The organism is Paenibacillus dakarensis, from assembly GCF_001373415.1.
Classification (GTDB): Bacteria; Bacillota; Bacilli; order Paenibacillales; family Paenibacillaceae; genus Paenibacillus_AQ; species Paenibacillus_AQ dakarensis.
On the sequence record NZ_CDSE01000030.1, the window covers coordinates 40,192 to 66,771 of the forward strand.

Annotated in this window: 33 protein-coding genes; 7 read left to right on the forward strand and 26 right to left on the reverse strand. The window is 43.9% G+C overall.

The genetic code is table 11. The features are described 5' to 3' along the window. Position 1: 1 nt before the first annotated feature. From BN1234_RS08380 to BN1234_RS08430, 11 genes are all read right to left on the reverse strand, one after another. Entirely contained in the window at positions 2-1,030 is a 1,029-nt protein-coding gene (locus BN1234_RS08380) for a glycosyltransferase family protein (protein WP_054956211.1), read from the reverse strand. 15 nt (positions 1,031-1,045) lie between these two features. Continuing rightward, positions 1,046-2,248 carry a glycosyltransferase gene (locus tag BN1234_RS08385; protein ID WP_054956212.1) on the reverse strand — a complete coding sequence of 401 codons (1,203 nt, stop codon included), beginning with the start codon at positions 2,246-2,248 and terminating at the stop codon, positions 1,046-1,048. Position 2,249: 1 nt separating this feature from the next. Then, the gene (locus tag BN1234_RS08390; RefSeq protein ID WP_054956213.1) at positions 2,250-2,510 is read right to left on the reverse strand and encodes a FliH/SctL family protein; all 261 of its coding nucleotides are present in this window, start codon (positions 2,508-2,510) and stop codon (positions 2,250-2,252) included. 15 nt (positions 2,511-2,525) lie between these two features. Further along, a complete protein-coding gene (locus tag BN1234_RS08395) occupies positions 2,526-3,851 on the reverse strand; it encodes a glycosyltransferase family 2 protein (protein ID WP_054956214.1) in 1,326 nt (441 codons plus the stop codon). Then, complete coding sequence (locus BN1234_RS08400) at positions 3,848-4,819, reverse strand: GT-D fold domain-containing protein (protein WP_245640125.1); 972 nt, start codon at positions 4,817-4,819, stop codon at positions 3,848-3,850. The genes BN1234_RS08395 and BN1234_RS08400 overlap by 4 nt, the downstream gene beginning before the upstream one ends. Before the next feature lie 165 nt (positions 4,820-4,984). Next, on the reverse strand, positions 4,985-6,091 hold the full coding sequence (locus tag BN1234_RS08405) for a glycosyltransferase family protein (protein ID WP_054956215.1): 1,107 nt from the start codon (positions 6,089-6,091) through the stop codon (positions 4,985-4,987). Further along, the gene (locus BN1234_RS08410; protein WP_054956216.1) at positions 6,088-6,798 is read right to left on the reverse strand and encodes a sugar phosphate nucleotidyltransferase; all 711 of its coding nucleotides are present in this window, start codon (positions 6,796-6,798) and stop codon (positions 6,088-6,090) included. Before BN1234_RS08410 ends, BN1234_RS08405 begins: the two co-directional genes overlap by 4 nt. A 30-nt stretch (positions 6,799-6,828) precedes the next feature. Then, the gene (locus BN1234_RS08415; protein ID WP_054956217.1) at positions 6,829-7,557 is read right to left on the reverse strand and encodes a glycosyltransferase family 2 protein; all 729 of its coding nucleotides are present in this window, start codon (positions 7,555-7,557) and stop codon (positions 6,829-6,831) included. Between the two features lie 10 nt (positions 7,558-7,567). After that, positions 7,568-8,665 (reverse strand): glycosyltransferase family 2 protein, encoded by a 1,098-nt coding sequence (locus BN1234_RS21830; protein ID WP_082423144.1) that lies wholly within the window; start codon positions 8,663-8,665, stop codon positions 7,568-7,570. A 5-nt stretch (positions 8,666-8,670) separates the two neighbouring features. Then, on the reverse strand, positions 8,671-9,390 hold the full coding sequence (locus BN1234_RS08425) for a glycosyltransferase family 2 protein (protein WP_245640126.1): 720 nt from the start codon (positions 9,388-9,390) through the stop codon (positions 8,671-8,673). A gap of 478 nt (positions 9,391-9,868) precedes the next feature. Next, entirely contained in the window at positions 9,869-10,726 is an 858-nt protein-coding gene (locus BN1234_RS08430; RefSeq protein ID WP_054956219.1) for a 2OG-Fe(II) oxygenase, read from the reverse strand. A 210-nt stretch (positions 10,727-10,936) separates the two neighbouring features. On the opposite strand from BN1234_RS08430, the gene BN1234_RS22225 reads away from it, so the two are divergent. The 4 genes from BN1234_RS22225 to BN1234_RS21840 all read left to right on the forward strand — a co-directional run bounded on the left by BN1234_RS22225 (position 10,937) and on the right by BN1234_RS21840 (position 13,221). Continuing rightward, on the forward strand, positions 10,937-11,110 hold the full coding sequence (locus tag BN1234_RS22225) for a hypothetical protein (RefSeq protein ID WP_156337176.1): 174 nt from the start codon (positions 10,937-10,939) through the stop codon (positions 11,108-11,110). A 181-nt stretch (positions 11,111-11,291) separates the two neighbouring features. Then, positions 11,292-11,483 carry a hypothetical protein gene (locus tag BN1234_RS08435; protein WP_054956220.1) on the forward strand — a complete coding sequence of 64 codons (192 nt, stop codon included), beginning with the start codon at positions 11,292-11,294 and terminating at the stop codon, positions 11,481-11,483. 42 nt (positions 11,484-11,525) lie between these two features. Beyond that, positions 11,526-11,735 carry a hypothetical protein gene (locus tag BN1234_RS08440; protein ID WP_054956221.1) on the forward strand — a complete coding sequence of 70 codons (210 nt, stop codon included), beginning with the start codon at positions 11,526-11,528 and terminating at the stop codon, positions 11,733-11,735. 152 nt (positions 11,736-11,887) lie between these two features. After that, positions 11,888-13,221 (forward strand): IS3 family transposase gene (locus BN1234_RS21840; RefSeq protein WP_245640127.1). Its coding sequence is split into 2 segments (ribosomal slippage): positions 11,888-12,269 and positions 12,269-13,221, totalling 1,335 coding nucleotides; the frame shifts between segments, so codons are not numbered across the junction. A gap of 111 nt (positions 13,222-13,332) precedes the next feature. Here BN1234_RS21840 and BN1234_RS08455 read toward each other — a convergent pair. From BN1234_RS08455 to BN1234_RS08510, 12 genes are all read right to left on the reverse strand, one after another. Continuing rightward, a complete protein-coding gene (locus tag BN1234_RS08455; RefSeq protein ID WP_054956224.1) occupies positions 13,333-13,917 on the reverse strand; it encodes a GNAT family N-acetyltransferase in 585 nt (194 codons plus the stop codon). Beyond that, a complete protein-coding gene (locus BN1234_RS08460) occupies positions 13,914-14,147 on the reverse strand; it encodes an acyl carrier protein (RefSeq protein WP_054956225.1) in 234 nt (77 codons plus the stop codon). Before BN1234_RS08460 ends, BN1234_RS08455 begins: the two co-directional genes overlap by 4 nt. Next, the gene (locus BN1234_RS08465) at positions 14,144-15,862 is read right to left on the reverse strand and encodes an HAD-IIIC family phosphatase (RefSeq protein ID WP_054956226.1); all 1,719 of its coding nucleotides are present in this window, start codon (positions 15,860-15,862) and stop codon (positions 14,144-14,146) included. The genes BN1234_RS08460 and BN1234_RS08465 overlap by 4 nt, the downstream gene beginning before the upstream one ends. Before the next feature lie 87 nt (positions 15,863-15,949). Then, entirely contained in the window at positions 15,950-17,131 is a 1,182-nt protein-coding gene (locus BN1234_RS08470; protein ID WP_054956227.1) for an aminoglycoside phosphotransferase family protein, read from the reverse strand. Between the two features lie 75 nt (positions 17,132-17,206). Further along, the gene (locus BN1234_RS08475; protein WP_245640128.1) at positions 17,207-18,295 is read right to left on the reverse strand and encodes an aminoglycoside phosphotransferase family protein; all 1,089 of its coding nucleotides are present in this window, start codon (positions 18,293-18,295) and stop codon (positions 17,207-17,209) included. A 21-nt stretch (positions 18,296-18,316) separates the two neighbouring features. Continuing rightward, on the reverse strand, positions 18,317-18,517 hold the full coding sequence (locus BN1234_RS08480) for a hypothetical protein (protein ID WP_054956228.1): 201 nt from the start codon (positions 18,515-18,517) through the stop codon (positions 18,317-18,319). Between the two features lie 39 nt (positions 18,518-18,556). After that, complete coding sequence (locus BN1234_RS08485) at positions 18,557-18,871, reverse strand: hypothetical protein (protein ID WP_054956229.1); 315 nt, start codon at positions 18,869-18,871, stop codon at positions 18,557-18,559. Next, positions 18,868-19,185: an alpha-helical endospore appendage domain-containing protein gene (locus tag BN1234_RS08490; protein ID WP_054956230.1), complete on the reverse strand. Its 318-nt coding sequence runs from the start codon at positions 19,183-19,185 to the stop codon at positions 18,868-18,870. Before BN1234_RS08490 ends, BN1234_RS08485 begins: the two co-directional genes overlap by 4 nt. 37 nt (positions 19,186-19,222) lie before the next feature. Further along, complete coding sequence (locus tag BN1234_RS08495; protein WP_054956231.1) at positions 19,223-19,555, reverse strand: hypothetical protein; 333 nt, start codon at positions 19,553-19,555, stop codon at positions 19,223-19,225. A gap of 98 nt (positions 19,556-19,653) precedes the next feature. Further along, positions 19,654-20,343 carry a glycosyltransferase family 2 protein gene (locus tag BN1234_RS08500; protein ID WP_054956232.1) on the reverse strand — a complete coding sequence of 230 codons (690 nt, stop codon included), beginning with the start codon at positions 20,341-20,343 and terminating at the stop codon, positions 19,654-19,656. Positions 20,344-20,361: 18 nt separating this feature from the next. Then, positions 20,362-21,021, reverse strand: coding sequence for a WIAG-tail domain (locus BN1234_RS08505; RefSeq protein WP_054956233.1), 660 nt, complete (start codon positions 21,019-21,021; stop codon positions 20,362-20,364). Between the two features lie 12 nt (positions 21,022-21,033). Beyond that, complete coding sequence (locus BN1234_RS08510; RefSeq protein WP_245640129.1) at positions 21,034-22,224, reverse strand: glycosyltransferase family 4 protein; 1,191 nt, start codon at positions 22,222-22,224, stop codon at positions 21,034-21,036. A gap of 83 nt (positions 22,225-22,307) precedes the next feature. Here BN1234_RS08510 and BN1234_RS08515 point away from each other — a divergent pair, with 83 nt between their 5' ends. Continuing rightward, on the forward strand, positions 22,308-23,411 hold the full coding sequence (locus tag BN1234_RS08515; protein WP_054956234.1) for a YheC/YheD family endospore coat-associated protein: 1,104 nt from the start codon (positions 22,308-22,310) through the stop codon (positions 23,409-23,411). A gap of 105 nt (positions 23,412-23,516) precedes the next feature. Here the strand turns inward: BN1234_RS08515 and BN1234_RS08520 are convergent, their stop codons facing one another. The 3 genes from BN1234_RS08520 to BN1234_RS22485 form a co-directional block, all read right to left on the reverse strand. Continuing rightward, positions 23,517-23,891, reverse strand: coding sequence for a helix-turn-helix transcriptional regulator (locus BN1234_RS08520; protein ID WP_054956235.1), 375 nt, complete (start codon positions 23,889-23,891; stop codon positions 23,517-23,519). A gap of 172 nt (positions 23,892-24,063) precedes the next feature. Beyond that, entirely contained in the window at positions 24,064-24,759 is a 696-nt protein-coding gene (locus BN1234_RS08525) for a hypothetical protein (RefSeq protein WP_054956236.1), read from the reverse strand. Positions 24,760-25,000: 241 nt separating this feature from the next. Then, positions 25,001-25,162: a hypothetical protein gene (locus tag BN1234_RS22485; protein WP_170308011.1), complete on the reverse strand. Its 162-nt coding sequence runs from the start codon at positions 25,160-25,162 to the stop codon at positions 25,001-25,003. A gap of 171 nt (positions 25,163-25,333) precedes the next feature. Between BN1234_RS22485 and BN1234_RS08530 the strand changes: the two genes are divergently transcribed. Further along, a complete protein-coding gene (locus BN1234_RS08530; protein WP_054956237.1) occupies positions 25,334-25,765 on the forward strand; it encodes a hypothetical protein in 432 nt (143 codons plus the stop codon). 41 nt (positions 25,766-25,806) lie between these two features. Further along, positions 25,807-26,511 carry an AIM24 family protein gene (locus BN1234_RS08535; RefSeq protein WP_054956238.1) on the forward strand — a complete coding sequence of 235 codons (705 nt, stop codon included), beginning with the start codon at positions 25,807-25,809 and terminating at the stop codon, positions 26,509-26,511. Positions 26,512-26,580: the final 69 nt, after the last annotated feature.

Genomic DNA, 26,580 nt, shown 5'->3' on the forward strand with positions numbered 1-26,580 from the left:
ATCACTCGGCCAGCAGAATTTGCGTCTTCCACTTATCCGCACATGCATCTACAGAGAAATTTCTTAATGAATCTTGTTCTGCCTGATCCGCAATCTTCTGGCGGAGTTCCGGATGCTCGATCATTTGGACGATAGCTTCATACCATTCTTCAGTTCCCCCAGAAATAATCAGACCGTTTTCTTTGTGCTTCACCCATTCTTCATAAGCCGGGGACGAAGCATATATGCCAGGAATCCGGCAGGCTGAATATTCTCGGAATTTATTATTACTCTTGCAGTCGTGCAGCAGTGTTCTCTCCAGCGGAGCCAATCCAATATCCCAATTGGTGCGGTATAGACGTTTCAGAAATTTTTTATAATTTTCATCATGAGGCTCAGCATATACTTGAGGGCTGTCTTTAAGTTCCTCTGGAGCATATCCGTAAAATTCCATCCGGATGTTATCCCCATACTTTTGCATGATCCTATCCAGCGCATGAATTACGGGTTCAAAGGCAACCGGCTTTCTTCCACCTTCATAACCTATAACGATTTTGTCATCCGGTTTTTTGTTTTTTTTCACTCGGGATATGATAGAAAAATCTACACTGCCAGGAAAATAAACAATTTTATTCGGTTTAAAATGCGTATCCAGGTGCCTAGCAAAGAAGGCTGAAGCAACTTTCACGATTTGAGCATTTTTAAGAAACTTCACATATGTCTTTCTTCGTGATGACTCATGATAGTATCTGCCCATATCCGAACCCGGATTTATTGCCAAAAAGTGATCATCAATGACATAAACCGTCTTTTTCCCCATCTCGCGGGCCATTTCAAAAAGTTTATACGTCTCCGGTTGAACGGTGCGAAAAAACATGATGATATCTGCTTCTGCCAGTTTTGATTTATCCACCTCATGGTCCGGCCTGATCTCAAAGCTGCAAATTCCACTTTTTTCAAGGAAACGGAGCGGCTGCTCTAACCCGATTTTATAGGAAGCGATTCTATCCGATCCAATAATAAGAACATTGAGATCTCCTTTCCTTCTCATCCCCCTGTCACCGCCTCAAGTTTTGAGTATATATTTCTTCCAACTGTCAACACACGTGCTCAGTGAAAAATGCTGCCTCACCAACATTTCCGCATTTTCTTTAATGCGCTGCCGCATCGGTGGATCCTCGATCATAGCTTTAATTCCTTCATACCAAGCCTTTTTATTGTGTTCAACAAGATAACCGGATACCCCCTGTGTGACCCATGGCGTATAGACAGGAGAATTAGAGTAAATGGCCGGAATCCGGCATGCACCGTATTCTCGGAATTTATTGTTGGTTTTCCCCCTGTTAAATAAATTGTCAGCAAGAGGGGCAATCCCTATATCCCAGTTACACCGGTTCAGTCTTTTCAAGAATTGTTTATATTCCATTCCGCCGCCTACATAATTAACACTTGGATGATTAGCCAAATCTGCAGGGAGATATCCGAAAAATTCCAACCTTACAAAACCCCCGTAGTAATCAAGAATTTCGCGCAGAGCTGGTATGACAGGAACAAAATCCTCCACTTTTTCGCCACCGGCATATCCTATTACGATTTGTTCCTCTTCCGTGTCAGACCGGCTTTGCCGGTCCAGCCACTCCAGATCCACGCTGCCCGGAAAATAGATAACATTTTTATTGAAACGCTCATGGATATAGGTGCCGAGTTCGGGCGAGTCTACTTTGATAGTTTTGGCGTTTTTTAAAAACTTGATAGACGTCTCTCTCCGAACCGGGTCGCAATAGTATTGCCCCACCGGGGTTGTTGGCTGAATTTCCAGGAAATTATCATCTATGACATATACCGATTGCTTTTTCAGTTGATGAGCTAACTCTAACAGCGCATATGCAGAAGGCTCAACATTGCGGACAAACACGATAGTTCCAGCAGCGGCAATCATCTCGGGACTAACCTCTTGTTCGAGTTTCACTTCAAACTGCAAGTTCTCGCGCTTATTTAATTCATTAAATGGCTGAATAACTCCGATTTCAAGTGATGGAATGATCCCTGCTGTGATCACTAGTAAATCTAACTTAGGCAGCTCCGGCTCTAAAACCGCCACAGCGCTATTAGAAATGACTTGAACTGCTGTGCGCCCCTGCTGAAAACCTTCCTCTCTCCCTTTTTGATAACCATCGATACGTCCTTTTTGATAACCTCTTAACGAAACCGTCGGCTGTTCTCTTTGGCGCAGTTTAATACGGGTCCGCTGTTTTTTTCTCAGAACCATATTATCCTTCTCCTTTATAAGCCTCTTGGTGGCCGGCTTCCACACCCTCCGCATAACCAACATCGAATCCTTCATTGTAAGCCTCATCAAATCCCTTGTTATAGGCTTCGTTGTAATTGTCAGACTGATGCTTCGGTATAACTGTGATTCCTTTACTCATTCTTTTTCCAGTCACTCTTCTTCTCTTTCGGATTGGCTTTCTCGTTTTCATCGCTCTTCTTGATTTCGGACGGACACTACGTTTGTTTTTTGTTGTTCTCATGAGAACCACCCTCTATTAAATGTTATTTGCCTTAATTACCGGCGGCGGAATGACCGGGGTGCCCTCTTCATATTTCCGCAGCTCAGCAGAATCGGCCAACAATGATTTATAGGAGTCAAGCTGCCACGCCGTTAAGGAATGCCTGTTTATAAACCGGTGTAATGTACTCCCTTTACACTGAAAAAAGCTGCCATCACTTCCTTGAATAAGCCTGCCTTCAGGAATGATGCCATTGTCAGAGGAGCAAAACCCTTCTTTCATTCTGCGATCCACTTCTTCTGCTGAAATTTCGCCTGCAGGATGCCAGCTGCAAAGATCAACCTGGGATATCCGAACAGCTCGGAAACGATGTTCGCCGACAATCAGATGGCGGTTCCCGTTCTCGATCCAATACTTTTTCGATCCTGCTCCCTGCACAACAATACATGTTGGATACAAATCAATCATTTTAAGATGGCTCCGAGTCATGTTATGCTGCCAACCAAGATGCAGCAAGCCATGAGGATCACTCCATTTTTGGGAATAGAAGCTGAGATTATTGGCATACACTTCATCGAATTTGTCATTTAGTGATTTCATACTGACACTTCCATAGTGATGGATAAACGTATCCCTTGCGATCACAAGGTGCATCCCCAATAGCCGGGCACGCAGCCCGTAATCATCATCCTCACAATTTCCTACTTCAAAGCCCTCATCAAAATACCCTAACCGGATAAAATCCTCGCGCCGAAGCAGCATGCAAAACCCTGTTAAACGGTTTGTAACGGACCACCGCCGGGCATCAGATTGATTATATAACTGAGCAAATTGGTGCATTTCATGGATATTGGTGTAACAAGTCTCGATGAGCTGCTCCCCGCTGATATAATTTGTTACGGGTCCGACGATGCCGATTGTTGAATCGCTGTGCAAACAGGCCAGCAAGTTGGAGAGCCAGTTAACGGTTACTACAGCGTCATTATTCAAGATCAGCATGGTTGTTCCCCTGGACATCATAAGCCCTTGGTTGACAGCTCCCGCAAATCCCAAATTTTCTTGATTGATCCGGAAGCGGATGCCTTGCAAAGATATAAGGTACTCTGCAGTCCCGTCCGCAGACGCATTATCAATAATGATCAGCTCGTACGGCTTGTTTGTATATCGTAATACGCTCTCGATGCACTCTTTCAGATAGCCCAGCTGGTTGTATGTCGGAATGATGATACTTGTACCTTCAAATAAAGCCGGATACCTATTGATTCCTTCCGCTCTTCCGCGGCTGTACCCTTCGGCATAACCTTGACTGAATCCCTTATGATAGCCATCGTTGTAACCTTTCTGGTTCAGGTGATCACTCATAATTTGGCATCTCCTGAAACAAAGGAATCTGCCAGATGGCCAAAATCAATGGCTACCTTCCCCAGCACGGTGGCAATGCGCTGGACAATCACGACAGCCGGTATGCCGGCACTTACTAGAGCGATATCAAAGTCACCGGCTGCCGAGATCTCATCCATTACTCTGGAAATATCACGCATGCCTTCTACCGGGCTAACAACTCCAGTAACATGAATGCCGCCGTTTACCAATATTTTTGAAAACTCCGGGGCTGAGTTCCCCACAATAAGAACGCGGTAGCTGGCTAATATCTTCTTTAGGTAGCCTTCGAGATACAGCGCATAATTAATCGTTGATAAAGTCAATTGGAGATCGCGATACGGAATTCCATGAGCTTTCATTACAGAAAAGGCCAGCGGCTGAAAATTGGCTAACCGTAATTTGGGTACGCCCACAATATCTGCCTCTTTGATTGAAGCTATAAGCATATCTCTGGCCTCTAGATCCGGCAGATCCACACCGGAGTAACTTAAAAAATGCCCTTCCTTGCGTACCAATTCCTCATTCATCACGACCTTCTGCGCCAGGGTAAGCAATTCCCCGTCCCCCAAACGAACAACGGATAGTGGAGAACGAGCTTCCAAAGCATTTATAAGTCTTCCGGCGACTTCCGGAGCCCCAAGGAGTCTAAAATAGTATGGTTTCATCTGATTAATCCCAGCTTCAATAATCTGTTGTATGGAGATTCCGGGGAGGATATCCAGTTCTGAAAGAATCGAGTCTACAATCCTGTCTCCTCCGTCATACACTCCTCTTTTGTATTCCTCTTCCGCTCTATGAGCCCGATTCATTTCAGGAAGCGGCTGCTCGATGATCGGTATGGTCTGCATCGCTTTCATCCATGCTTCGTCATACCCGGCATCATAACCTTGGTTATATGACGCGGAAGCCTGTTTCAGCAGCTTTTGTTCACAACTACTCTCCGGCAAGCCATTTAAGTCCCTTGAGTCTACTTTTTTGGATTTGGCCACTTTTTTCTTAAAAAAGTGTTTCTTCTTTCGCCTTAATTTTAGTTTCCTTAAGCGCTGTCGTATGGTGATCACCCCAACTTACACTCAATATATTCTTGGCTACTAATTAAGAAACGGGGATACTTATCCATTTTCATGGGTCTGTGAAGGGAAAATCATGTCCAGCATTGAGCTTAATCTTTTATGATAGGTGTGATTAGTTCTCGTTTTCAGCAAGCTGTTAAAAGCCATTTTCATCCGTTCTTCTTCATGCTGCAAATAATATTCCATCTTTTCGATTAACTCTTCAGGCGTACTATAGGTTTCGATTTCAGAACGCGTGGAATAGACCTGGTCCAGATCGGGTCGAACATCTGTCAATTGAAGTGTGGCACAGCCCGCTATTTCAAAGGTTCGCGGATTAACGGAGAAAGCCGGAATTTTGGGGCCGTTCGCATTGATTGTATCGTCCTCTGCGTCGCGATGAAGATTAATTACTATTTTTGCTCCGTTATAATAGCTGGCTGTTTCTTCTGGTGTGAGCCAATCGCCAAGCCTGATTTTATCGGAAAGGAGAGAATAGCTCTGGAGACGGTCCCACCACCATCCTGAAATCACTACTTTTTTATCTTTTAAATACGGAGCCAGACGATCTATCAGATCCACCCGATTCCAATACGCTGTCCCAATAAAACAAATATCAGATCGATAGGGACCGGGTACGTATTTCGGGCGAAATACAGCGGGATTCGACGCAAACGGAAGATGGTAAACATGCTCACACCCTAATTTTTTGTAAAATGAAAGACAGCTGGACTCGAGTGTAAAAATATAGTCGTACCGGGGGGCAATGGATACTGTCCAATCCGTATAGTACGGATCATCGGTAAACCAGACTGCAGTAAGAAATCTGCTTTGTCTGAGTTTCCTAACCGTATCAGCTTCCACAACAACTCCATTCAGAACGAGAACAAGGTCTGGTTGAGCTTTTTTAGCTAACGCGACTACATCTTCCGAAGGATTGGCAACCGTAAGCTTGCGGACGATATCTTTTAAAGCGTCAATAATCGCTTGATCCAATGCCGGATAAGGAACACCAATACCTGCCGTCACATATAACACATGGAGATTTCTAACAGGCGCTTTATCCTGCGGCAGCTTGCGTAAAGCAACATCGGAGAATCCGATCCGGAACCCCTCGGTGCGCCCCTGCTCAAAGCCATCTCTAAATCCTTCTTCATACGGCTTCATTTCATAAACCGCTCACTTGCTTGATATAAGGACTCGAAAGTTCCCGCATCCGTCCACCATCCATCCAATACGTCATAGATGAGTTGTCCCTCGGAAGCATACTCATTGTTTACATCCGTGATTTCAAGCTCACCACGATCGGACGGTTTTACTTCTCGAATCTTACCAAACACAGAAGTATCGTACATATAAATCCCGGTGACACAGTAATTTGATTTAGGCTGATCAGGTTTTTCTTCAATACTCACAATCTTATTGTTTTCCAGTATGGGAACCCCATATCTCCTTGGATCCTTAACCTCTTTCAAAAGTACCCGAGCACCTGCTTCCTGCTCCTGGAAAGCCTTAACATAAGGAGCTAGAGAATTCTCGAACAGATTATCACCCAGCAGCACTACAAACTTTTCTTTCGGTTCCAGGACAGACTCAACCAATGACAAGGCTTGAGCAATCCCTCCGGCCTCCTCCTGTACTTTATAAGTAAGACGTACTCCCCATTCCTTCCCGCCGCCGAGCAATTCGGTGTATAATCCTGCCGATTGCTTGCTGATGACTAACACAATCTCCTTTATGCCCGCGATGCGGAGTTTTTCTATCCCGTGACAGATCATCGGAGCATTACCCACAGGCAGCAGATGTTTATTTATAATTTTCGTTAACGGGTAAAGACGGGTGCCTGTTCCTCCTGCCAGTATGACGCCCTTCATATAACCCTTCCTTTCTGCTATAAAATTAACCTAGATGTACATTGCCGGATCGACTCCCCATTTATCTATAAATTGCTGTCGATTTCGTTTAATCAGCTCTTCGATCTGTCTAGTATCTTGTTTACCAAAACTGGCACTTCCATGATGAAAGACAAATACATCTCCCGCTATTCTAAACGTGTATCCAGACAGCCTCGCCCGATAGCAATAATCATCGTCTTCAAAATGGCCGGGAGAAAACCGTTCATCCAGCAGTCCGATCTGTTCTAGCAGTTCTCGTTTAAACAAGAAGCATAGACCGACAATGCGATCCGCCTGCCTCCACTTTCGATCGTCGGGTTCATTTAGTTCCTTTGCCATTTCCTCTATATTGGTATATGGCATATCCATCTGCTGCTTTCCGCTTGCAAAATTCGTCATTGGCCCGACAATGCCAATATCTTTACGGCTGTTCAGACATCTCAGCATATTGCCGAGCCAATTTTGTGATACGATCACATCGTTATTTAAGAGAAGGAGCGTGTCTCCGGCTGCAATCTTCAGCCCTTTATTACAAGCTGCCGGAAAGCCGGCATTACTTGCCAGGGAAATAAAAGTAACCCCCTCCTGACGGCAAAAATCAACGGTTCCGTCGGTTGATCCGTTGTCGACAACGATGATTTCATACGGCTCTTCTGTATATCTTTTAATAGAATAAATACAATCCTTAAGCAGGTCCTTGCCGTTATAGGTCGGAATAATAATGCTCGTTTTTTTCATGTTTCCACCTTCACAACTTGATGATTTGGCGGTTTCTAATCTGATCCGGAAACGATAGTCTTGAGCTTCTTCTATCCATTGCCGTTTTTAATGCTTCGATGTGATCACCGATAATCATGTCGGAGACCGCGTTACGCGGACCAACATTTCTTGATCTGATCCGATTTTTGGATATGACATCCACACTGGCGGGAGCGCATATGGACATCCCTTGTTCGATGGCAATGACCTGTGCTTTAGGAGGCACAGCCAGGTTGCCGTAGCCGATGAGACGTGCTGCTTCTTTCCTCATGGCATGGGGAACCGCTGTAAGCGAATTCGCTTCGAGATCGGCTCGTAACATGGACCGGTTTACAAATTCTTTTACCATAGTCACGTAATCTCGATTTGCGAATATCCCGATGTATGGAGAAATGTTGTTTAATGCTATATCCATTCCTCTTTCAACAGCTTCAATGAAAGGAAGCAGATGTTCCGACATTACCGGAAAGTCACCGTCTAGAAATAGTAAGATGTCTGAATCGGCCAATTTTGCTCCAACCGCTCTTCCAACATCGTGCCCCAGCGCCTGCGAATAATGAACGATAATGGCATCCGATTGATTTCGAATCATCTCAAAGCTCTCGTCTATCGATCCGTTCACCACACAAATAATTTCGTGCAGCGGCATCCGGTTCAGTTGTTCCATGACTTGAAGAATCGTATCTTTTTCATTCATCACTGTAACAATGGCGGCTACGGTTTTATCTGTCGGCAGCCATATACGATGGTCAAAATATACCTTTGAATGATTTCGGTATCCTTCTGAAAATTTAGCAGCAGAGGCATAGTAAACCGGCCAAGACAGTGGTTTTATGGAATGGTACCAGCGACTCCAGCTCGCATTGACTTGCCGATACAGGCCCCTCATCGATGCTTCAGAGTGATATGGGTTTTCCGAAACCCTACGGAAATTCTCTGCCGCAGCAGCCGCCTCATTTCCCGCAACATAAGCCCGTTCCTTCCAGTAGGCCAATTCTGACTTTGATTTTCCGGGCGTTCTAGATCTTCCTTTATAAGAGAACGGAGAACGCCTTATTGTTCGTCTTCGTCGTCTTTTATGCATCATTACAATCACCACATACTCTCTCTGTTACGTGTATGATCTGACCTGCCGCCTCGTTCGCCAGACTGAGAAATAAACCAATCAAGCGCCTCCAAATGATCGCCTACGATCAGCGCCTCGACCGGATCATTTCTTCTGCTTCTTCCTCTTTTCCGGTTACTTCTCCCTACATCGATCTCATGAACACTGCGTACATGCAGTCCCTTATAAATAGCTATAGCCTGAGCTTTCGGAGGGACGGCTAAATTGTCTGTACCAATCAGGTCTCGTGCATGCCGGCTCATCGCATGCGGTATGGAAGTTAAGGAAGCTCCTTTCAAATCGGGGTTCGAGACCAATATATTTAACACATGTTTGGCAAGAACAACGTTATGAACATGCGTCTTGCCCGTAGGTCCCAAATATTTATTTAGAGCCACATCCACGCCATGTTCCACCGCTTTCGTTAAAGCCGCATAATCCTTCGTCTTTATAACAATATCAGCATCAGTAAACAGCAGGATATCACCTTTCGCCTCTGCTGCTCCAATACTTCGGCCTGTATCCTGTCCAAGAGCCTTAGGAAAGCGAATGACTCTCGCACCGATTTTCTGTGCGATTTCCGCCGTTCCGTCTGTTGAACCGTTGGCTATGACAATGACCTCCGTCTCCGGATGCACTTGAAAAGCTTGCTTGATCACGGAGGCAATCGTCTTTCTTTCATTCATAGCAGGAATAATAACTGACACCTTAGGATTCTCCGCATTTCTGATCACGAATGGAAACGGCCTTATCTTTAATCTTTTTTGGGGGGGCACAGGAATTCGTTTCGGCATGTTTCTCACCTGTCAGGATTTATTTTCAAGAAACTTCTCCCATCATTTTATGTATGGGTTGTTTTTCTGTAACGGCGTTCGTACCTTAACCATTTTCTTCTTTTCGAATAAACTGCAGTATTCTAAAGCAAGGGAGCGAAGACTTATCAGAAATTTTAGAGCATTATTACTAGGGACAATATTTCCCAGGTTACTCAAGCCCATATCCACTTAGGAAGAGTCGGACAAAATGGTCCTATCGTCGCCTTCTTGTTCGGACCTTCCAAATTCGGCATAACCGTAAGACGCGGAGTTATTCGCGGTCAAATTAGACATTAATTTTCAAAATAAGAAAAGCAGGCCATCCTCTGACTTGGATGCCTGCCTTTTCCTTGAGCAGCTTATATAAATATTAATATCTCCTCGATTGTCTCATCCATTTTGTCGCAATCCACTTTTCCCCAAGGACCACCGGAGCACCACCGTGCAATGTCATTGAATCGACTTGCTCCAGGCTGTTACAGTACTCAAAATAAACAGCTGATCCTTTTTTAGGCAGGATGGATAACCCCAATTTCGGAAAAATGGTTTCTCCGCCGGATTCTACATCATTGAGATACATAATCAAAGTGCTCACCCGCTGGCCGCCCTTTCCAAGGTGGAGCTCACTTCCAGCATTTATTTTCGGAAAATAATCAAAATGAGGTTTGTACTCTGCACCTGCTTGATAGTTTATGATGTGAAGGTCTTCACCATGTTCAATAGGATAACGCATGACTTCTGTAATCCTCTGGTTTAACGTGCGGATGAACTCACTTTCGTTATTTTTGAGAGACGTGCTGTAACTCGTGCGGGCTTTATCTATTGTTGCTTTACCCGTGTCGGGATCAACAACGGTTGACCGGGTTACTCTCTTTTTTGCAATCTCTACTAACTCGTCGCACTCCTCATTACTCAATAATTGATCAAGAACTGCTATGACCGGTTTGTTAATACGAACAGTCACATGTATATCCCTGTCACTGGTATGGATTGTTGGCCCCCGCTGCGGGAAACGGGGAGTTTCATATATGAAATCATCTCTGAGGCTCCCTATTTCCGTATTGGCTTTCATGATCCCGGCAAGCCTGGACACGATTTGACTTGCTGCTGCTTGGTCAAAATTGTCTTTCACCATGGCATGAATCAATGAATCAGATGAGCGGCCATTCCTGAGATGATCAATAATCCAATTCATGCCTTCAACTGAGATTGAAGTGAATTTATTCATAATCTAGCTACCATCCCTCCTCTGGTTAATACTACAACATCATATTTCTAATTTTGGTATGCGGCACGGCGTATGAACTATTGAACCACTGTCTATTATTTTCATTTTTTTACGGAATGAATATTTGTGCTATTGATTCAGTGTAATAGCATACGCAAGATGATAGAAAACTTCGTATATTACATTATCTCAAACAAAGGAGGAAACAAGATGGGTAAACACAAATCCAAGAGTTCAGACAAGACATCTATAAGAACTCGTATCGAAAACAATCCAAAGAACGTTATCCGCAACAAAGTAGTCAACATTGACCCAGACTACGTGAAAGCTACCGGCGGCGATGCTAATGGCGGCAATGGGGGCCCTTGGTATCCAAAAGCGTAACGGCGGCTGAGAGGCGGTAAAAGGTCAGCCGGTTTAACCGATTGACCTTTCTTTTTTAGTAGACATCACTTAAATCCAGTAGACTTGGAGAAGTTTGTACAATTTAATCAATGAATTAGTGTATACAAGGCCTTAAAAAGATTCATACAATACAGCAACTCAAAAAAGGGAGGAAAATGAAATGAGCGAAAACAAAGTCAGTTCAAAATCTAAACGATCATCCAATGCTCGCGTCAGAACCCGTATCAAAAACAACCCAAAAAATATCATCCGTAACAAAGTGGTCAACTTTGATCCGGATTATATCAAAGCTAAGGGTGGCGATAGCAACCCGCAGGGTTATCCACCAGCGCCAAGCCCTTGCGTAGATTAAACTTACACTTGGAAAGCAGCGGCAGCGAAGGGGGGGCATCCAATGTCTGACAGCGATAGAAAATATCGCAGAAAAATACGCAAACTTGAAAACAAAGTAGAAGAATTGTATCAACTTATCAGCAAAATACGCATCAGAATTCATATCGAAAACAATCCTACAAACAAAAGTGATAATAAATTGCTTAATGTAGATTCTGATTCTGTGAAAGCAACCGGCGGCGACAGCAACGGAGGCAAATCTCACGCTTGATTTTCAGGATTGGGTATGAAGGTTTAGATTAATTATAAAAGAAGGGCCAGTCCGCAATAAACTGTACCCTACAGAGTAGACACTTTGAAAAAAGTCTACCCTGTGGGGTACTTTTGTTTATAATAAGAAAAAATGTGTCGGAGTGAATTATATTGACTAAACGATTATTTACGGAAAAAGAACAAACTCAACTAAAGTGTAATCCTTATGTTCAAGCCATTAGCAATAAAGCCATCACATATACAGATGAGTTTAAACAGCTATTTATTGCTGAAAATGAGAAGGGAAAGCTACCCAGGACTATTTTTGAAGAAGCAGGTTTAGACATTGAGTTAATCGGCTTAAAACGTGTTGAATCAGCAGGAAAGCGTTGGCGTGCAGCTTATCGTGAACATGGAGTTGAAGGCCTACAAGATACAAGAAAATTAAACTCTGGTCGCCCCTTAAAGCGAGAATTAAGTCTGGAAGAAAAGGTTTCACGACTAGAAGCACAAAACCGATTACTACAGGCGGAGAATGAACTGTTAAAAAAGCTCGATCTACTCGAAAGGCAGATGTTGAAGAAGAAATTAAACTCGTAACTAAACAGAAGTTTGAATTAATTCGTCAAACGATTGAAAAATATCAGTTAAAGCGCCAAGTGCGCTATTTGTGCAAAATTATTGGTGTATCCCGTTCTGGCTACTATAATTATTTCCACGAAAAATCAGTTCGAAAGCGTAAAGCACGTAATGCAGCAGATGAAATAGTTAGAGACATTATTTTAAAAGCCTATCATTTCCGTCGAAGAAAAAAAGGCGCTCGTCAAATTAAAATGACATTAGAGAACCAATATCATATCATCTACAACATAAAACGAATTCGGCGCATCATGAAGAAATTCAATATATTTTGTCCAATCCGAAAAGCCAATCCTTATCGACGGATGGCGAAAGCAACGCACGAACACCGTACATGTCCAAACCTCCTACAGCGTCAGTTTAAACAAGGTGTCGCAGGTAAGGTGTTATTAACGGACATTACTTATCTATCTTACGCTAGCGGTAAACGTGCTTATTTGTCGACGATAAAAGATGCCGAAACGAATGAGATTTTAGCCTATGAAGTTTCTGATAAGATCACCCTAGATATTGCTTTAAATACACTGCACAATCTAAAACGCAATCATACGCATTTCGTAAAAGATGCATTTATTCATTCAGACCAAGGATTCCACTATACGAATCCCCAGTTTCAAAAGCTTGTAAAGGAAATGAGATTAGGACAGTCTATGTCACGCCGGGGGAACTGTTGGGATAATGCACCACAAGAATCTTTCTTTGGTCATTTAAAAGATGAAATGGATTTAAAGAACTGTGAGACATTAGACGATGTGAAACATGAAGTGAGAAGTTATATGCTCTATTACAATCATTATCGTGGACAGTGGAACCTAAAAAAGATGCCGCCTGCAAAGTACAGACAGCATCTCCTTCAAGTTGCCTAGCTTTTTAAAATGTCCTTTACAAAGGGTACAGTTTACAATGGGCTGGCCTTTCTATTTTTGTGCAGTTTATACTCATAAAAAAGACAGCGACCGGTCACTGTCCTGAGCAGTTCAAGGTTTAGTATTCTCTGTTAGAAGACGTTCCGCCAAAACAGCCGGTTTCTCCAATTTTTTTTGAATGAATGGCCAATGCTCCTTGCTTGCCGTATGGATCACCGTATCATAGGCAATACCATTGATGGTTAAACCACCATGTTCGATCCGGGTCCGCGGCAGTCCGCAATGATCGTGAAAAGACACAACGCTTTCATTCTCAATAACCGTGTTCGAATAAACACTGTTGAGTCCTAAAATATCAAACGCTACATGAAAAATAAGCCATACGCTGGCTGGCGCTGCCAAAACACGGGGCAAAATAATCCACCTGCCCCAATTACCAGTCCGTTCTGAGATATCGTAGATCGCTATAGTACCGACCGGTTCTCCTGATAACAGTTCGATGCAGAAGTAGTAATCGCCCTCTCGCTGAAAGTATTCCTTCAGCCAGGATTCATGCACCGAATAACGGGAATCCAATTCCCCAATATATTTTGACAATTCAGGAGATCTCCGCAATTTGAAAATAAATTCTGCATCATCCATCGTAACCGGTCTTAATCGAATGCCAAAGCGTTCCACAATGATGTCATGCTTCACGACTTCACCTCAATAATCTTTGCCAGATCATCCAATCCGGTTATTCCTGCAACTTCCTCAATCGAAAAGCGAATATCAAATTGCTCCTCAAGACGTAAAATGAGCTCCATATGCTTCAATGAATCCCAGCTGGGTAATTCTTCTCTTTTCGGACTTTCGTTCGGCAATACCCCGGTATTCAACACCTCGGATAAAATCGTCCGTAACCGATCGAGCAGTTTATCATTCATGGGTTCACCTCCACCTTGGCAGGATGATTCTTGCACGCTGCTTTCACACGCCCCAGCATATCACCGAGGATCTGAGGTTTCGATAGATCTCCTGCTGCAAAGCGCCCCAACCAGTCCAATGCAGGCGCATTCCGCGGTCCCTGGATTGAATCAATATATAAATACTGAACACCCAAGCCTTGCAATCTCTCCAAAAGCCAGGAAAATGTCACCGTCTCGATCTCCCGTCCCAGTGCTCTGCAGCTGAACAAGGTCTCCATCAAATAAGCCTTTTCTTGTTCGATCCGGCATACAAAGGCACCAATAATGCCGCTGCTCGACAATACATCCTCTAGAGCTATCGTTACGATTAAATAATGATTTCTGTTTTTTATAAACTCGTTAATTTCATTTTCTGTCATCCGTTTTAAAGCCAAATTAAATTGGTTTGTCTTGCGACTTAGTTCATGCAGCCGCCTTACATGAGAAGGATTATTTTCATAAATGGTTACGCGCATCTCCAAGCTTTTTAAATAAGCATAATCATCTGCTGCTTTGTTCCTCATTTTCTCTCGTATCTGATTTGCCTGGATGTCCACGGTTCTGGATGCGGCTATTTCATCGTGTTGAAGCTGATACAATCCTGGATAATGACTTAATCCATACATCGTTTCGTGACCATCTCGCCTGGCTCGAAACAGATGTACATCAGGACGCTCTGCTGCCATCTTGACCAATTCGGCCGGATTGTCATCCACAAATAAAAAAGCAGAAGGATCAATATTCAACATATGTGCTAACTGATCCAGGTTTTCTGCTTTGGATCGCCAATTTGCTGCAACTGCTGCGAAGTCGTTCCATTTCAATGGAAAGTCATCTCTTTCGGCAAACAGCTTCTTTACGTCTTCCTCATGATTGCGGCTGCACAGCGTCAGCAGGATGCCTGACTGTTTGAGACGAAGCAGAAGCCTCTGCAGCATCAGATGCCCTTCCGTAAGTAAGATCTTTTTGAAGCCATCCTCCCCCAGCACCCCGTTGTACAGTGTATCGTCGAGATCCAGAGCAATCGCTTTTATCCGAGGGGAAACCGCAGCTGGGAGCAGATGCACACCCAGGTGACGGGCAATGCTGATCGTTGCCTTATTCGAGAACGGATAGCTGCTTGTAGCTTCGTTTCGGTAATCGTAAAAGGATGCCGCCTCTCCTTGAGATAATACAGCCAAATCAATCAGAATGGTGCCCTTCAATTGTTCACTCATCTCTGAAAGGTGGTAGTTTAATTTCCGGATCCATCCTCTATCGCTTACGGAATAACTGAATAAAATATCATGTATTTCCGAATATTCCGGCCAGTTATTGACAAAAATCGGTTGATTTGTGGATAGCCGTAATTTCTTAATCCTCTCATGCAGCCAATGAACCGCTTCCTGAGCTGACATTCGTTTTAACATGATACGCCAATCAACACAGATAATATATACATCGGCCGTTAGCTTGCCGCCCAGTTTCGCCAGAGCCGCATCATAATCAGAGTAATCGAACTCTATATCAGCTTCCCACAATCTGCAAAAAGGAGACATCAAATTCGCGATGAACTCAAAGGGCATCGTTCTGTCCACTCTAATCTGGATACGTTTATGGGTGGATCGTTTCACACTTCCGTTGATAAGCGCCCGAGTAGGAAACGAACATAACAATGAATCTGACATATCCAGATAGGTTAAAACATCATTCATATACATCCCTCCTTTTTGTGATTTTAGAGAGCCTGAACTCGATAGCTGATCTTATGATACACACAATGATTACAGCAGTTCTTTTCCTCAGTACAGGCGGAGTTCTTTTCCCCAGATTTTGATCTTCTCCAAATAGCATTCAAGCAAAAAGGCAGGCTTCACGTTATCTAACTTCCAATGAAGCTGCTGATACAGGCTTCGTTCCAGCACTCGCTGCAAATATGCCATTTTGTAAAGCTGAACGGGATCTGTGTCAAAAGTAATACCGTACTTCAGCATTTCCGCAGCATATAGAGGTGCACATCGCTCTATCACTGCATTTTCATCACTTCTCCAATCTTTACGATAGGCAAAAAATACACCGATCAGATTAAACATGTCGAACCAGCAGGGAGAAAAGCCGGCGCCCTCCCAATCCAAAAATTTAACGTTCCAGCTTTCTTCAGCGATATTATGACAACCCATATTCGGAGTCTGCAGGTCATTGTGGATAATACTCTTGCCTGCCTGGATAAGCTCTGGAAAATAAACTGGTCCTCTTTGTAAAATTCGCTGCAAATCATTATAGCCGGGACGTAATTTCTCCTTTAATTCCGGAGATTCCATGGCTTTATCCAGATATTCTATAGTCTGTTTATGGTTTTTCATTCGCTCGGCAGATACGGAGTCGGAGTCATAGCGGGGAATCCAATCCTCAAATATATCCCATTTATTATAGAAATGATCGTTATAAGTTTGAGCATGAAGTTTGGCAAGGGAAGGAATAATCTTGTCAAAATGATCCGGGGTGAAAATAACCTGGCCCTTGATTGGAGGCACAAACTCCATAAATACCCATACTTCATCATTATTGATTCCCTCTAATACCAAATAGATGGCCGGCATCAAATCCGGAATTAACGAACTTACTCTTCGATACATATTCAGTTCAACAAGCTTTTGATCAATCATCGGCGGCTTGAAAATTTTCAAAATAACGGGGTATGTCTGATCTTTAGCTGATATTTCTAACTTCCAGATCGTACTCTTCACGGTTTCTTTTAAACATTCCATATTTCGGTCGTTTAACACAACTGTTGAACCAAAATGCGGCCCAAACTGATCGGCACAATGAAGCTCTCGCCATTTCAGGCTTATATCATGAAGAGGAGGTTTTTCCAAAAATTCCCTTGCGTCCTCAAATCCTTTTGCATATCCATCTTGCTTTCCCTTTATAAACCCCTCGCTTCTGCCTCGCTCATATCCGCCGGAACCGCGTACATTTGTCATATCCAGTCCTCCACTCCATATTCCTTTTTACAACTTATGTCGAGGACCTTCCGCTTGACATAAAACGTTAATCGATTAATTCAGTACGTATCTTTCCCCGAGCACTTTCGCTTTCTCTAAATAACAATGCAGCAGCCTAGCTTCTTTTTTTCCGGTTACAGCCCAATTCAGCTGAAGATACAAACCCTTCTCAAGTATCTTTTTTAAGTACGCCTTCTCATATAAAATGATGGGATTCGTGTTAAAAACCACTCCGTTTTTCCGCATCTCCTCTTCATACAAACGCACACAGCGATGGGTGATCTCATCTTCTTGATCTTTCCATTCTTTACGGTATGCTAAAAAAAGGCCCACCAAATTAACGAGGTCCAGCCAGCAAGGGGCATACTTCGCTCCTTCCCAGTCAATAAACTTTACGTCCCATATATCTTCATTAACATTTGGGCAAACAATGTTGGCTGTATGCAAATCTCCGTGAATAATACAGCATCCGGATTGTGCTACTTCCGGAAAATAACCAGGCCCCTTCTTCAGCATATCCTTAATAAGGGAGTAATACGGCTGAACTATAGGATTTAAATCTCTAATCTTCATAGCCTCTTCAAGAAAAAAGAGGCTTAATTGATTTAATCGTTGGTTCTCTTGAAGTGCTTCTTTGGAATTAAACCGGGGCAGCCATCCTGAGAATAACTGTTCTTGCTGCTTAAATCGTTTGCCCATCGTAGAGGCATGGAGTTTAGCCAATGCGGGAATAATCTTGCCAAAGTGATCAGGATTATACTGGACCCTTTCTTTAATAGGGTCAATATTTTCCATGAACACCCATAAGTCTCTGCCGTTTACATTTTTTTTTGTAAACAACACCTGCGGCATAAAAGGCTGCAGCACTTTACGCGCTTTACGGTATATATTTTTTTCAACCGTGCTTTCAGACCGTGCTTTTTTTAATTGTTTAGAAATTTTCAGTATAATAGGATACGTTTTGGAGCCGGCATTCATCTGGAGCCTCCAGATACTGCTCTTGTAGGAGTCTTTCAAGCACTCCATTTTGCTGTGATCAAGCAGGACGTTTTCCCTTGAATGATGTTGAATTTTTCTAAAAAATTCTTTATGATGCCATGTCTTGAGAATGAAATCCTTATCTATTGTACAGGTCTGACTCACTAGACCTCACTCCATTTCAATTTAAAAGCAATACCGGATTTGACCGCTTGTACGGTGATCATGGATTTTCACCTTCCAGATTTCCATCTTCATAACCTTTGGCAAATCCGGCTTTAAAGGCTTCAATGTAGTTATGATCATATTGCGGTCGACATCCCCTCCGACTTGCTGAACTTTTTTTCTGACCTCTTTTGTAATTCCCATAATTCCGTTTGGCAGCACGGGGGGCTCTCTGTTTTGATGTCTTAGGATAATGCCTCTTCATACCATATTCTCCCGTGATTCCTCGTATAATCGGTCTTCTTCGCATATCGAACACTCTGAGGTTACCCAGGGAGGTGCCGGTTTTCCCAACCTCGAACGGCAAACCTGAATGCCTGTCAACATCTCGGTCATCACCAATTGGTATTCGCTGAGCAGCCGAATATTCTCGAAAAGGCTTCGTGCAGTAATATCGGAGTGTGCTGATATATGTGCTATGCTTGTTAAGATGTGAGCCAAGGCTTCCTGACTTTTAGCGATAGATGAAATCATTGCGATTTTGGCTGCACGTTCCTTATATATTAATTCGTTCATAAATTCTGATCTCCGAAATTAAAGCCTTCAAACCCTATATTGTTTGCATCTGAATCTTCAGAGGTTCCGAGAGCAATACGTAAATTACGGCACAATCCTGATCCGATTTTGTTTAAACCCTCAATCTGCTCAACAATTTGCTCATGAATCGTTAACGAACCCTTTAAATCGCCTTTAGCATGTGGATACTGGGCCATAATCCATTGGCAAACCTTCTCCGCTTCAATAGCTTTGCCTTGCAAAATTAAATAGGTATTGTACTGAACCGAAACAGCTGCATCCAAAATCCGAATGAAAGACGACTCTCTGCTCACTTATATCCCCTCCTGTTCCAACAGCTGCAAACTTTGATTATTCTTCTCCCTGATCATTCACCCTCATTTCTTTCATTGCAGCTTCCAGACTGTCCGCTATTATTTCTTGCAGATCGGCCATGGCATTCAAATAAGATGAGATACTCCCGTTTACTTGGCCCACATGACCTCCGGCCGATTTCATTTTATCCGGGCCTCTTTGCCCGCCTGGCGATACCAAATCATCCTTTGATTCAACCTGATCCATAGGCAGCGAATGTATGACCTGGGACATGTGAACGGACGTATGCCTCTGTGCTTCAAAGATCCGTGCTATCTGCTGCTGGGAATACGAAAGATGTTCTATCATCTCATCAATTTTATTCTCCAACTGGAACCCTCCTTAATCGCATTTACTCAGCTTATGCACGGTTAAGATTGGCGGTGCTATCTGCCAAGACTTCGGATCCCGCTAGCCACAACAGGAGATTACTCAAACATTTCGGAGGAGCTTACCATCCGTCTATTTTCATTGGGAACCTTCTGAATCCATTGGCGCACACTTTCCTTCAATGATGGAAGCTTATCATCCCAGCCGCCAATCTCGAACAATAACTCTCTTCGAAACAAGAGACCGTGAATATTCACCTGACCCTTCATCCCTAGGGCACCCGATTTAAGGGAACCAGACTCCAGAGAAGGATCAATTAGACCAGAGTAAACGCAAATCATTTTGGCTAGTGAGTCTTCTTTCAATATGGTTAGCAGTTGACCTATCCAGCCATCTTTCTTGGGTGAGGAGCCGATCAATACGGCTATTTCCCGGCCGTGTGAAGCATAAGCTGCCTTATTCAGAACACTGCCTGCTCCTTTATCGCTTTTATCGATAATATGCCTGATAGCACCGGTACGCTTTTGTATATATTGTTTGGTCTTCTCGGAAAGTTCATTATCGGCAACCAGCATTTCGTAGGGAGGAGGAGTTAAAGCCTCGATATTCTGAATCGCAGCTATAAAATCTTCACTTGAAGTGCAGCCAGTTAAAATGATACTGGTCCCGTCAAATGAACGCTGCCTATCTTCCTTGCCGATTCGAAAGCCCAAATCATAACCGGCCTGAAATCCGGTTTTATAAAGCTGCGCCGGCTTTGCATTTGGATGAGCAGTCCGTAGATTCATGGCATTACCTCTTCTTTTTTATGGTGCTGCTACGCCGATGGCCAACCAAGACAATTCTCCTTTCGTCACTAAACAGCTCTTCGGGCGTGAGATTCCAATAACGGCTTCATGCGCTCTCCGGCTCATAACACAGGCGTAAAATTCCGGATGGCTGCACGTGGCGATAATGACATAGGAAGCATCCGTGTAGGGTGAACTGAGCGGGATATGGATATAAGCCACCTCCTGCTCTTCCGTAAAAGAGTAAGCCTTATGCCCAAACTGCTGTATAATATCCCCCCCTTGCAGCATTCCTTGGACTGGAGTAAACGCAAGGTGGGCGGGGAGAATCGATTGAGGAGCCAGCTTCGAGGAGGTCACCGATTGGGGAGCCAGCTTCGGGGTGGTTACCGATTCCGGGGTCAGGTGGATACTGTAGACCGTATTGTCCTCGATCGCTTCGCTTCTTACACTGCGGTTCTGAAGATGGGAAGCACTAATGCTGTCATCCGCCATTCCTTGCTCGGCATCATCATCCACCGGGATGTGCCCCATCCCTCTTAAGGCCATTCTCTTATGGCAGTTGTTATACCGCCGCAGAGACCTTTTCCTGCCCCGGCCGTTCCTTCTCACCTTGTTCACTGACTGCTCTCCCCTTTTGTTTTCATTCGTCAACTCATCGTATTCGACAGATTCCATTCCCGTCACACCTTATATATTTTGCATAAGTTGGGCCCATCTCTCCGCCGTATACGCCCATCTGAATTGCTGGCGAACCGTTTCTCGTCCCGCCATCCCGATCCTGGTACGGAGTTCATCATCTTCGAGCAGAATATGGATCCGCTCTGCCAATCCACTCGTGAAATGCTCCTGAGGTATTAGATATCCATTCACTCCATCATGAACAATTTCAGGAATCCCTCCTGCACGGGAAGCAATAACTGGAACTCCCGCTGCCATAGCCTCTACATTGACAAGACCGAACGCTTCTCTTGGAGAAGAAGGAACAACGACGATCTCTGAAATTCCATACCATTCCGCAATGCCGGGATAAGGCACAAAAGGCAGAAATGTGATCCAGGCCTGAAACGGTCTGGCCATCTTTTTTAATTTCCGGATATATGGAGTCTCCCTGTCGTTTCCGTAAGAAGAGCTTCCGACGATCATCAGGAGTGCATCGGGATGCTTTTCTATGACCTTGGGAAAAGCATCGATTAAATAGTGAACTCCTTTATCGGGGATGAGACGGCCGGCATAAAGAACAATACGGCGCCCATTCCATCCGTAATGCTTCAGCTTGGCCTCTTTAAGAGCCTTCGCTGCCGGACTGAACGGAGGTGTAAAATGCTCCAGGCTCGCGCCCAAATGATTCACGGTGATTTTGCTCTTAATTGAGGGATGATAAAAAGTAATATGATCCGACAAAAAACGGCTGTTTACGATGAGACCGTCCATCATTTCAGCTATTTTTCCAAACTGCTGTTTGTTCATATAAGGAGGACTGATAAAGGTGTTTGAGTGCAGCGTAAGCACAGTTTTTACATTCGGAAAATGAAGCTTCAGCCGCTTAGCCAGGAGAGGTCTGTTGTGGATTTCTACCACATCAGGATTCCAATGGCTGAGACGCTGCCTTAAAGCGGGATAGTAAGCCGATTTTGGCAAACGGTAACATGCCACGCCGTTGATGTCCCCTACGCCCGGAAGGCCATTTCCGATCACTCCGTAAACTCGGATCTCCATGGTCTTCTGAACCAATGGCACGGTTTGCTCTACAACCCGTTCGACCGAACTGCTTCTTCCTGAAGGTATAACGAAGGAGCCAGGTGTCACTACCGCAACCTTTCGCAGTTTAATACGCCTCCTTTCTTTTCTTAGCAGAATAGGGCACCAACCGCGTGTCACCCGTCCACCCGGGCAACGCTCGATGCCGCATAGACTGATATAAGAAACAGCCAATCATGAACAGCTGCGGAAGGAGGACGAACATGCCGCCAGAACATGTCGGTATCCTAATCAACGACAGCATGTATCGAGGCATTCCTTACAGGAAAACCGGTACGGAATCTTTAGACAATTATGAAGAAGCGGCCAAAATATTCGGGTTGGTTCCCTGCTTTTTCAGGACACAGGATCTATCCCCTGAAACAGGTACAGCTGCCGGCTATATCCGTGATCCATCCGGCTATAAAAGAAGCATGCTGCCTATGCCCCGCGTCATACACAACAGATCTTTCAACCGGGGCAGCAGCGACCGGCAGTTGATCAGTCAGCTTATATCACAAGGGATTTTCGTTTATAATGCGAACACAAGGTACAGCAAATATCATGTTCATCATATGCTGTATAATGATCCGTTGCTCCAAGCTGCTCTTCCTGATACAACGTCTGCAAACGCGGCCTCGATCCGCTCCATGCTTCGCCAGCACGGAGACATTATTCTGAAGCCGTGCTCAGGAAGCATAGGCCGCGGGATTATGCGCCTTCGCCGCGGCCCGTTCCATGACTATTTAACATACTCCCGGTCTGCTCCTTCATCAAAAGGTTGGAGAACACTGCGGATCTCAAGGAGCAGAATACCTGCATTGGTGGCTTCCAGAGTCCGGAGGTCCCCTTACCTTGTACAGCAGCGCATTCCATTAGCGACATACAAGGGAAGCTCTTATGATATCCGCATAACGATACAAAGAGGATTGTTTGGACAATGGGAAATAAGTGGAATGTTCGCCAAGACGTCATCGCCACGCACCTTCGTCTCGAATATTGCCCAGGGCGGATCGGCTCATTCGGTTCACGAAGTCTTTTATCATTCCCTGCCGGGAATTCCTCCGGAGGTTATGGCAGAGCGTACAGCTGAGTTTGCTCAACGTATTGCAAATACCCTTGCCGTGCATATGCCGTACGCAGCAGATTTTGGCCTGGATGTAGCCGTCACTTCAGACGGACGGCTGTATTTTATCGAATCAAATGGCCGGGACCAGCGATATGGATTCCGGGAAGCGGGAATGGACGAAGAGTGGAAAGAAACCTACCGAAAACCTATGGCATTTGCGCGGTATCTTCTGAATACAGGAAGCTGGCCAGTACAATGAGCCATATAAAATGCTCGCCCAAGCAGCGAATCATATAGAAAAAGCGTCTTCCGTAAGGAAGACGCTTTTTCTTAAATCCGATATATCAGGCCCCTTGAGGAGAAGCTAAATTTCCGCTTGTAATTCATCTTTTTCAGTGCTTTGCTTGTAAACAGCAGCCAACACTTTTTCATAAGCGCCCTCAAAGCTTTCCGGCAGAATATCCTTCATCTCATCCAGCAAAGGCAGGAACTTGAATAATGCCAGAATTTCCTCTTCCGTCAGCCCTAAAGGGTACATTGCAAAATGGCCAATAAATGTATATCCCCGACCCCGGCCCTGATGAGTAATTGGTATATGCATTGCACTTAACGCATCCATATCTCGATATATGGTTCTTTCACTTGTTCCACAGCGTTCAGCAAGTTCCCTAGCTAATATCCCTGGTCTCGCTTGCACAAGTGTAATAATTCTCATTAGTCGGATCAGACGGTCTGTCATATGCATTTCTCCCTATCAATCTAGTAAATTAGACTTATACATCAAGACATTATACTAGTACATTCGACCCCCATATCTCTTATTCCTTCTTTACCGACTAATTAATTAAGAACGATCCTTATGCCATTTCACCTAAAAGTTAATAAGTCTAAAGGCCTCCATGATAATACCGTTAAACATTTGCTAACCGATCAACCAAATATGTGCTTAAAAAGGTACGACTTAATGCATATAAAATTTCAGCTTCTCTTAAATAATCAATATCTTCCAGCCGTATGGCTTGTGTAAGCATCTCATCTGCCCGGCGGCGGATCATTTCTTCACCACGTTTAAGATTTCCCCCTTCAAATGCCCGTAAAGCTTTTTCAAGCACGAACGGATTTTGAAGCAGCTTCAAGCATTTCTCAACGCGCCGATCCATCTTTTTAACAAACACTGACGTGTGATTGCTGAACTGCAGGGAAATCGTTTGCGACGGTAAAATAATCTGGTTATGCGTTGCGTCCTTATAGGTACATAAAACGGTTACAATAGGATGATTTCCTGATGGATGCGGAGCACAATCAAACTCTAATACCATGTGTTTGGCTTCTCCCTCGAGCAAAGACCCGAGCCATATAGAATAATTGAGCTCGTTCAACACCTCAGCTCTGCATCCATACCAGGCATTGAGTCGAACTCCGGTCCCTAGCTGGAGATGAAGTTGAACCTGCTCTGCAATACGCCTGGAATGTACAATATCTTTACTAGTCGTTGCCACAGTATTGTGGTATTCCACCAGCAAATAGACCTTTTTGGCACCGCTTGCGGCGACATGGTTCCGGCTCCATGTAAACTCCGTATACAAGCTCGACTGCAAAATGCCCACCTCTTTCCTATTCCCCTATTAATGTACCAATATGGAAGGACAGCTTTCTGTCATGGAACATATGTTTCTATCAAGATTTCGACAAAAAACTACTTTTTGGTAAACAAAAGATAAAAATGTCGGAGACATGACCCCAATAGAGCCTGCCTCTGACATTTAAAATTTAATAAGGCAACAAAAAAAGGAGCAGTCCCTGTAAAATTTCACATTAAGGGACTGCTCCTTATTTTTAGTTCAAGTTTTAATTCATGCCCGTTTTAGACATTCGATTCTGTTCATTGATATAAGCATCAGATTCGGAAGCTACCGGAGCATAAGTTACTTTATCAATCAAAAGACCGTTGCCAACCGGTTTGCCGTTTACCGTAATCATTATGCGTTTCAAGTTATTTTGCTTCATCATTTGTATTCTCCTTTATATTACAGAACATTAATTCATAATTGGGCTTAAATCTGTGTTCTTTATGGGTAATAAATTGTCAGTACCCTGCATGTTCCTACATTACATTTACCCTGTTCAACATTTAGTTAAACGCCAAGCTAGGGTGAACATTTTAATAAAGGCGGTGACGCTTTGAATAAACCCAGATTATTCACAAAAACAATGCTAGCTTTCATTCTACTAACCTGTAACACATCCTTCTATTACAGCAGCCAAACCGCTCATGCAGGTTATTTTGATGACGTGTATAACAATTTTAAGGAATTCTCGGAGCTGCCGGGTGAAATAGATGAAATGAAAAACAGTTACCAAAGAGCTCTCGAGGAATTAGATCGTGCCCGTCTGGATGCTGAACTGTACCAGAAACAAAATGCTGAGCTTGCTGAACAGAATAAACAGCTCACTAAAATGGTAGAACAGCTTCAGCAAGCTGAGACTGCAAGATCACAAAGAGCAGAGCGCATCAAGACAGCAGTCATAACCGCTTTAATACTTTTAGCTGGATACTTCATATTCACAAGGGTCCTCCGTTATGGTATGAGAAGCCGAAATAAGCGGTTCTAAGCCCTGCAGCTAGTGCTGTATCTATAAAGGAGGAGACAATTATGATCATCCGCTTGGAGAATACTTTCACGAATGGGAGCGGTCAGGCTGTCACATTTTCACTTCAGGAGGGAGATCTGGCTCATATTTTGCATCCTGATCAAATTGTTGCTTTCCGCGGTCGATCACATAACCGAAGTGATCGGCTTATGGAAGTAAAGGGAATACTCCGTAAGAATAAATTGATTCGTGCAGACATCAGCGGACCAAGCCAGTTTACCGCAGCTCTCCCGCCGGGCTTCAGCATGAGAGAAATCCAGCTTAAAGGCCAGGAGGATATGCTGTATGACTTTAAGAATGTATTTTTTTATACGAATGGTGTAAACATGCAGACCCGCATTCTAAAAATCAGAAATATGTTTATCACCCGTGATGCCGTCAAAATGAAATTCAGCGGTTCGGGAAGCATCGGTATTTTGACACAAGGCCCGGTGTGCGAAGCTAAACTCCACCCTACCGAGCCTCTATATGTGGATGCCAGCAGCATTATAGCGTATCCGGAAAACGCAAATCTGGAATTAACCGTGTATGGTAATAATCTGGCAAGCCAGCATATGAATTACCACTGGAAGCTCACCGGCGAGGGATTTGTGCTGTTCCAGGCAGGTCGGCAGAATCAGCGGCTTGAACGGGATATGAACGATGATGGCATCATAAAGCGGTTTTTAAGGGAAGTAATCCCGTTTGGCGGTGTATTTATCAAATGAAGACATCGTGTTATAATGAATTTTATTCGATTATAAATCGTTGTTATCAATTGAATACAATCCATGCAC

Excerpts from the sequence above, each read along its gene's own strand:
- BN1234_RS08380 (WP_054956211.1), bottom strand. The coding sequence starts at position 1,030 with ATGAGAAGGAAAGGAGATCTCAATGTTCTTATTATTGGATCGGATAGA.
- BN1234_RS08385 (WP_054956212.1), bottom strand. The coding sequence starts at position 2,248 with ATGGTTCTGAGAAAAAAACAGCGGACCCGTATTAAACTGCGCCAAAGA.
- BN1234_RS08390 (WP_054956213.1), bottom strand. The coding sequence starts at position 2,510 with ATGAGAACAACAAAAAACAAACGTAGTGTCCGTCCGAAATCAAGAAGA.
- BN1234_RS08395 (WP_054956214.1), bottom strand. The coding sequence starts at position 3,851 with ATGAGTGATCACCTGAACCAGAAAGGTTACAACGATGGCTATCATAAG.
- BN1234_RS08405 (WP_054956215.1), bottom strand. The coding sequence starts at position 6,091 with ATGAAGCCGTATGAAGAAGGATTTAGAGATGGCTTTGAGCAGGGGCGC.
- BN1234_RS08410 (WP_054956216.1), bottom strand. The coding sequence starts at position 6,798 with ATGAAGGGCGTCATACTGGCAGGAGGAACAGGCACCCGTCTTTACCCG.
- BN1234_RS08415 (WP_054956217.1), bottom strand. The coding sequence starts at position 7,557 with ATGAAAAAAACGAGCATTATTATTCCGACCTATAACGGCAAGGACCTG.
- BN1234_RS21830 (WP_082423144.1), bottom strand. The coding sequence starts at position 8,665 with ATGATGCATAAAAGACGACGAAGACGAACAATAAGGCGTTCTCCGTTC.
- BN1234_RS08430 (WP_054956219.1), bottom strand. The coding sequence starts at position 10,726 with ATGAATAAATTCACTTCAATCTCAGTTGAAGGCATGAATTGGATTATT.
- BN1234_RS22225 (WP_156337176.1), top strand. The coding sequence starts at position 10,937 with ATGGGTAAACACAAATCCAAGAGTTCAGACAAGACATCTATAAGAACT.
- BN1234_RS08435 (WP_054956220.1), top strand. The coding sequence starts at position 11,292 with ATGAGCGAAAACAAAGTCAGTTCAAAATCTAAACGATCATCCAATGCT.
- BN1234_RS08440 (WP_054956221.1), top strand. The coding sequence starts at position 11,526 with ATGTCTGACAGCGATAGAAAATATCGCAGAAAAATACGCAAACTTGAA.
- BN1234_RS08460 (WP_054956225.1), bottom strand. The coding sequence starts at position 14,147 with ATGAATGATAAACTGCTCGATCGGTTACGGACGATTTTATCCGAGGTG.
- BN1234_RS08465 (WP_054956226.1), bottom strand. The coding sequence starts at position 15,862 with ATGAATGATGTTTTAACCTATCTGGATATGTCAGATTCATTGTTATGT.
- BN1234_RS08470 (WP_054956227.1), bottom strand. The coding sequence starts at position 17,131 with ATGACAAATGTACGCGGTTCCGGCGGATATGAGCGAGGCAGAAGCGAG.
- BN1234_RS08485 (WP_054956229.1), bottom strand. The coding sequence starts at position 18,871 with ATGAACGAATTAATATATAAGGAACGTGCAGCCAAAATCGCAATGATT.
- BN1234_RS08500 (WP_054956232.1), bottom strand. The coding sequence starts at position 20,343 with ATGAATCTACGGACTGCTCATCCAAATGCAAAGCCGGCGCAGCTTTAT.
- BN1234_RS08505 (WP_054956233.1), bottom strand. The coding sequence starts at position 21,021 with ATGGAATCTGTCGAATACGATGAGTTGACGAATGAAAACAAAAGGGGA.
- BN1234_RS08515 (WP_054956234.1), top strand. The coding sequence starts at position 22,308 with ATGCCGCCAGAACATGTCGGTATCCTAATCAACGACAGCATGTATCGA.
- BN1234_RS08520 (WP_054956235.1), bottom strand. The coding sequence starts at position 23,891 with ATGACAGACCGTCTGATCCGACTAATGAGAATTATTACACTTGTGCAA.
- BN1234_RS22485 (WP_170308011.1), bottom strand. The coding sequence starts at position 25,162 with ATGATGAAGCAAAATAACTTGAAACGCATAATGATTACGGTAAACGGC.
- BN1234_RS08535 (WP_054956238.1), top strand. The coding sequence starts at position 25,807 with ATGATCATCCGCTTGGAGAATACTTTCACGAATGGGAGCGGTCAGGCT.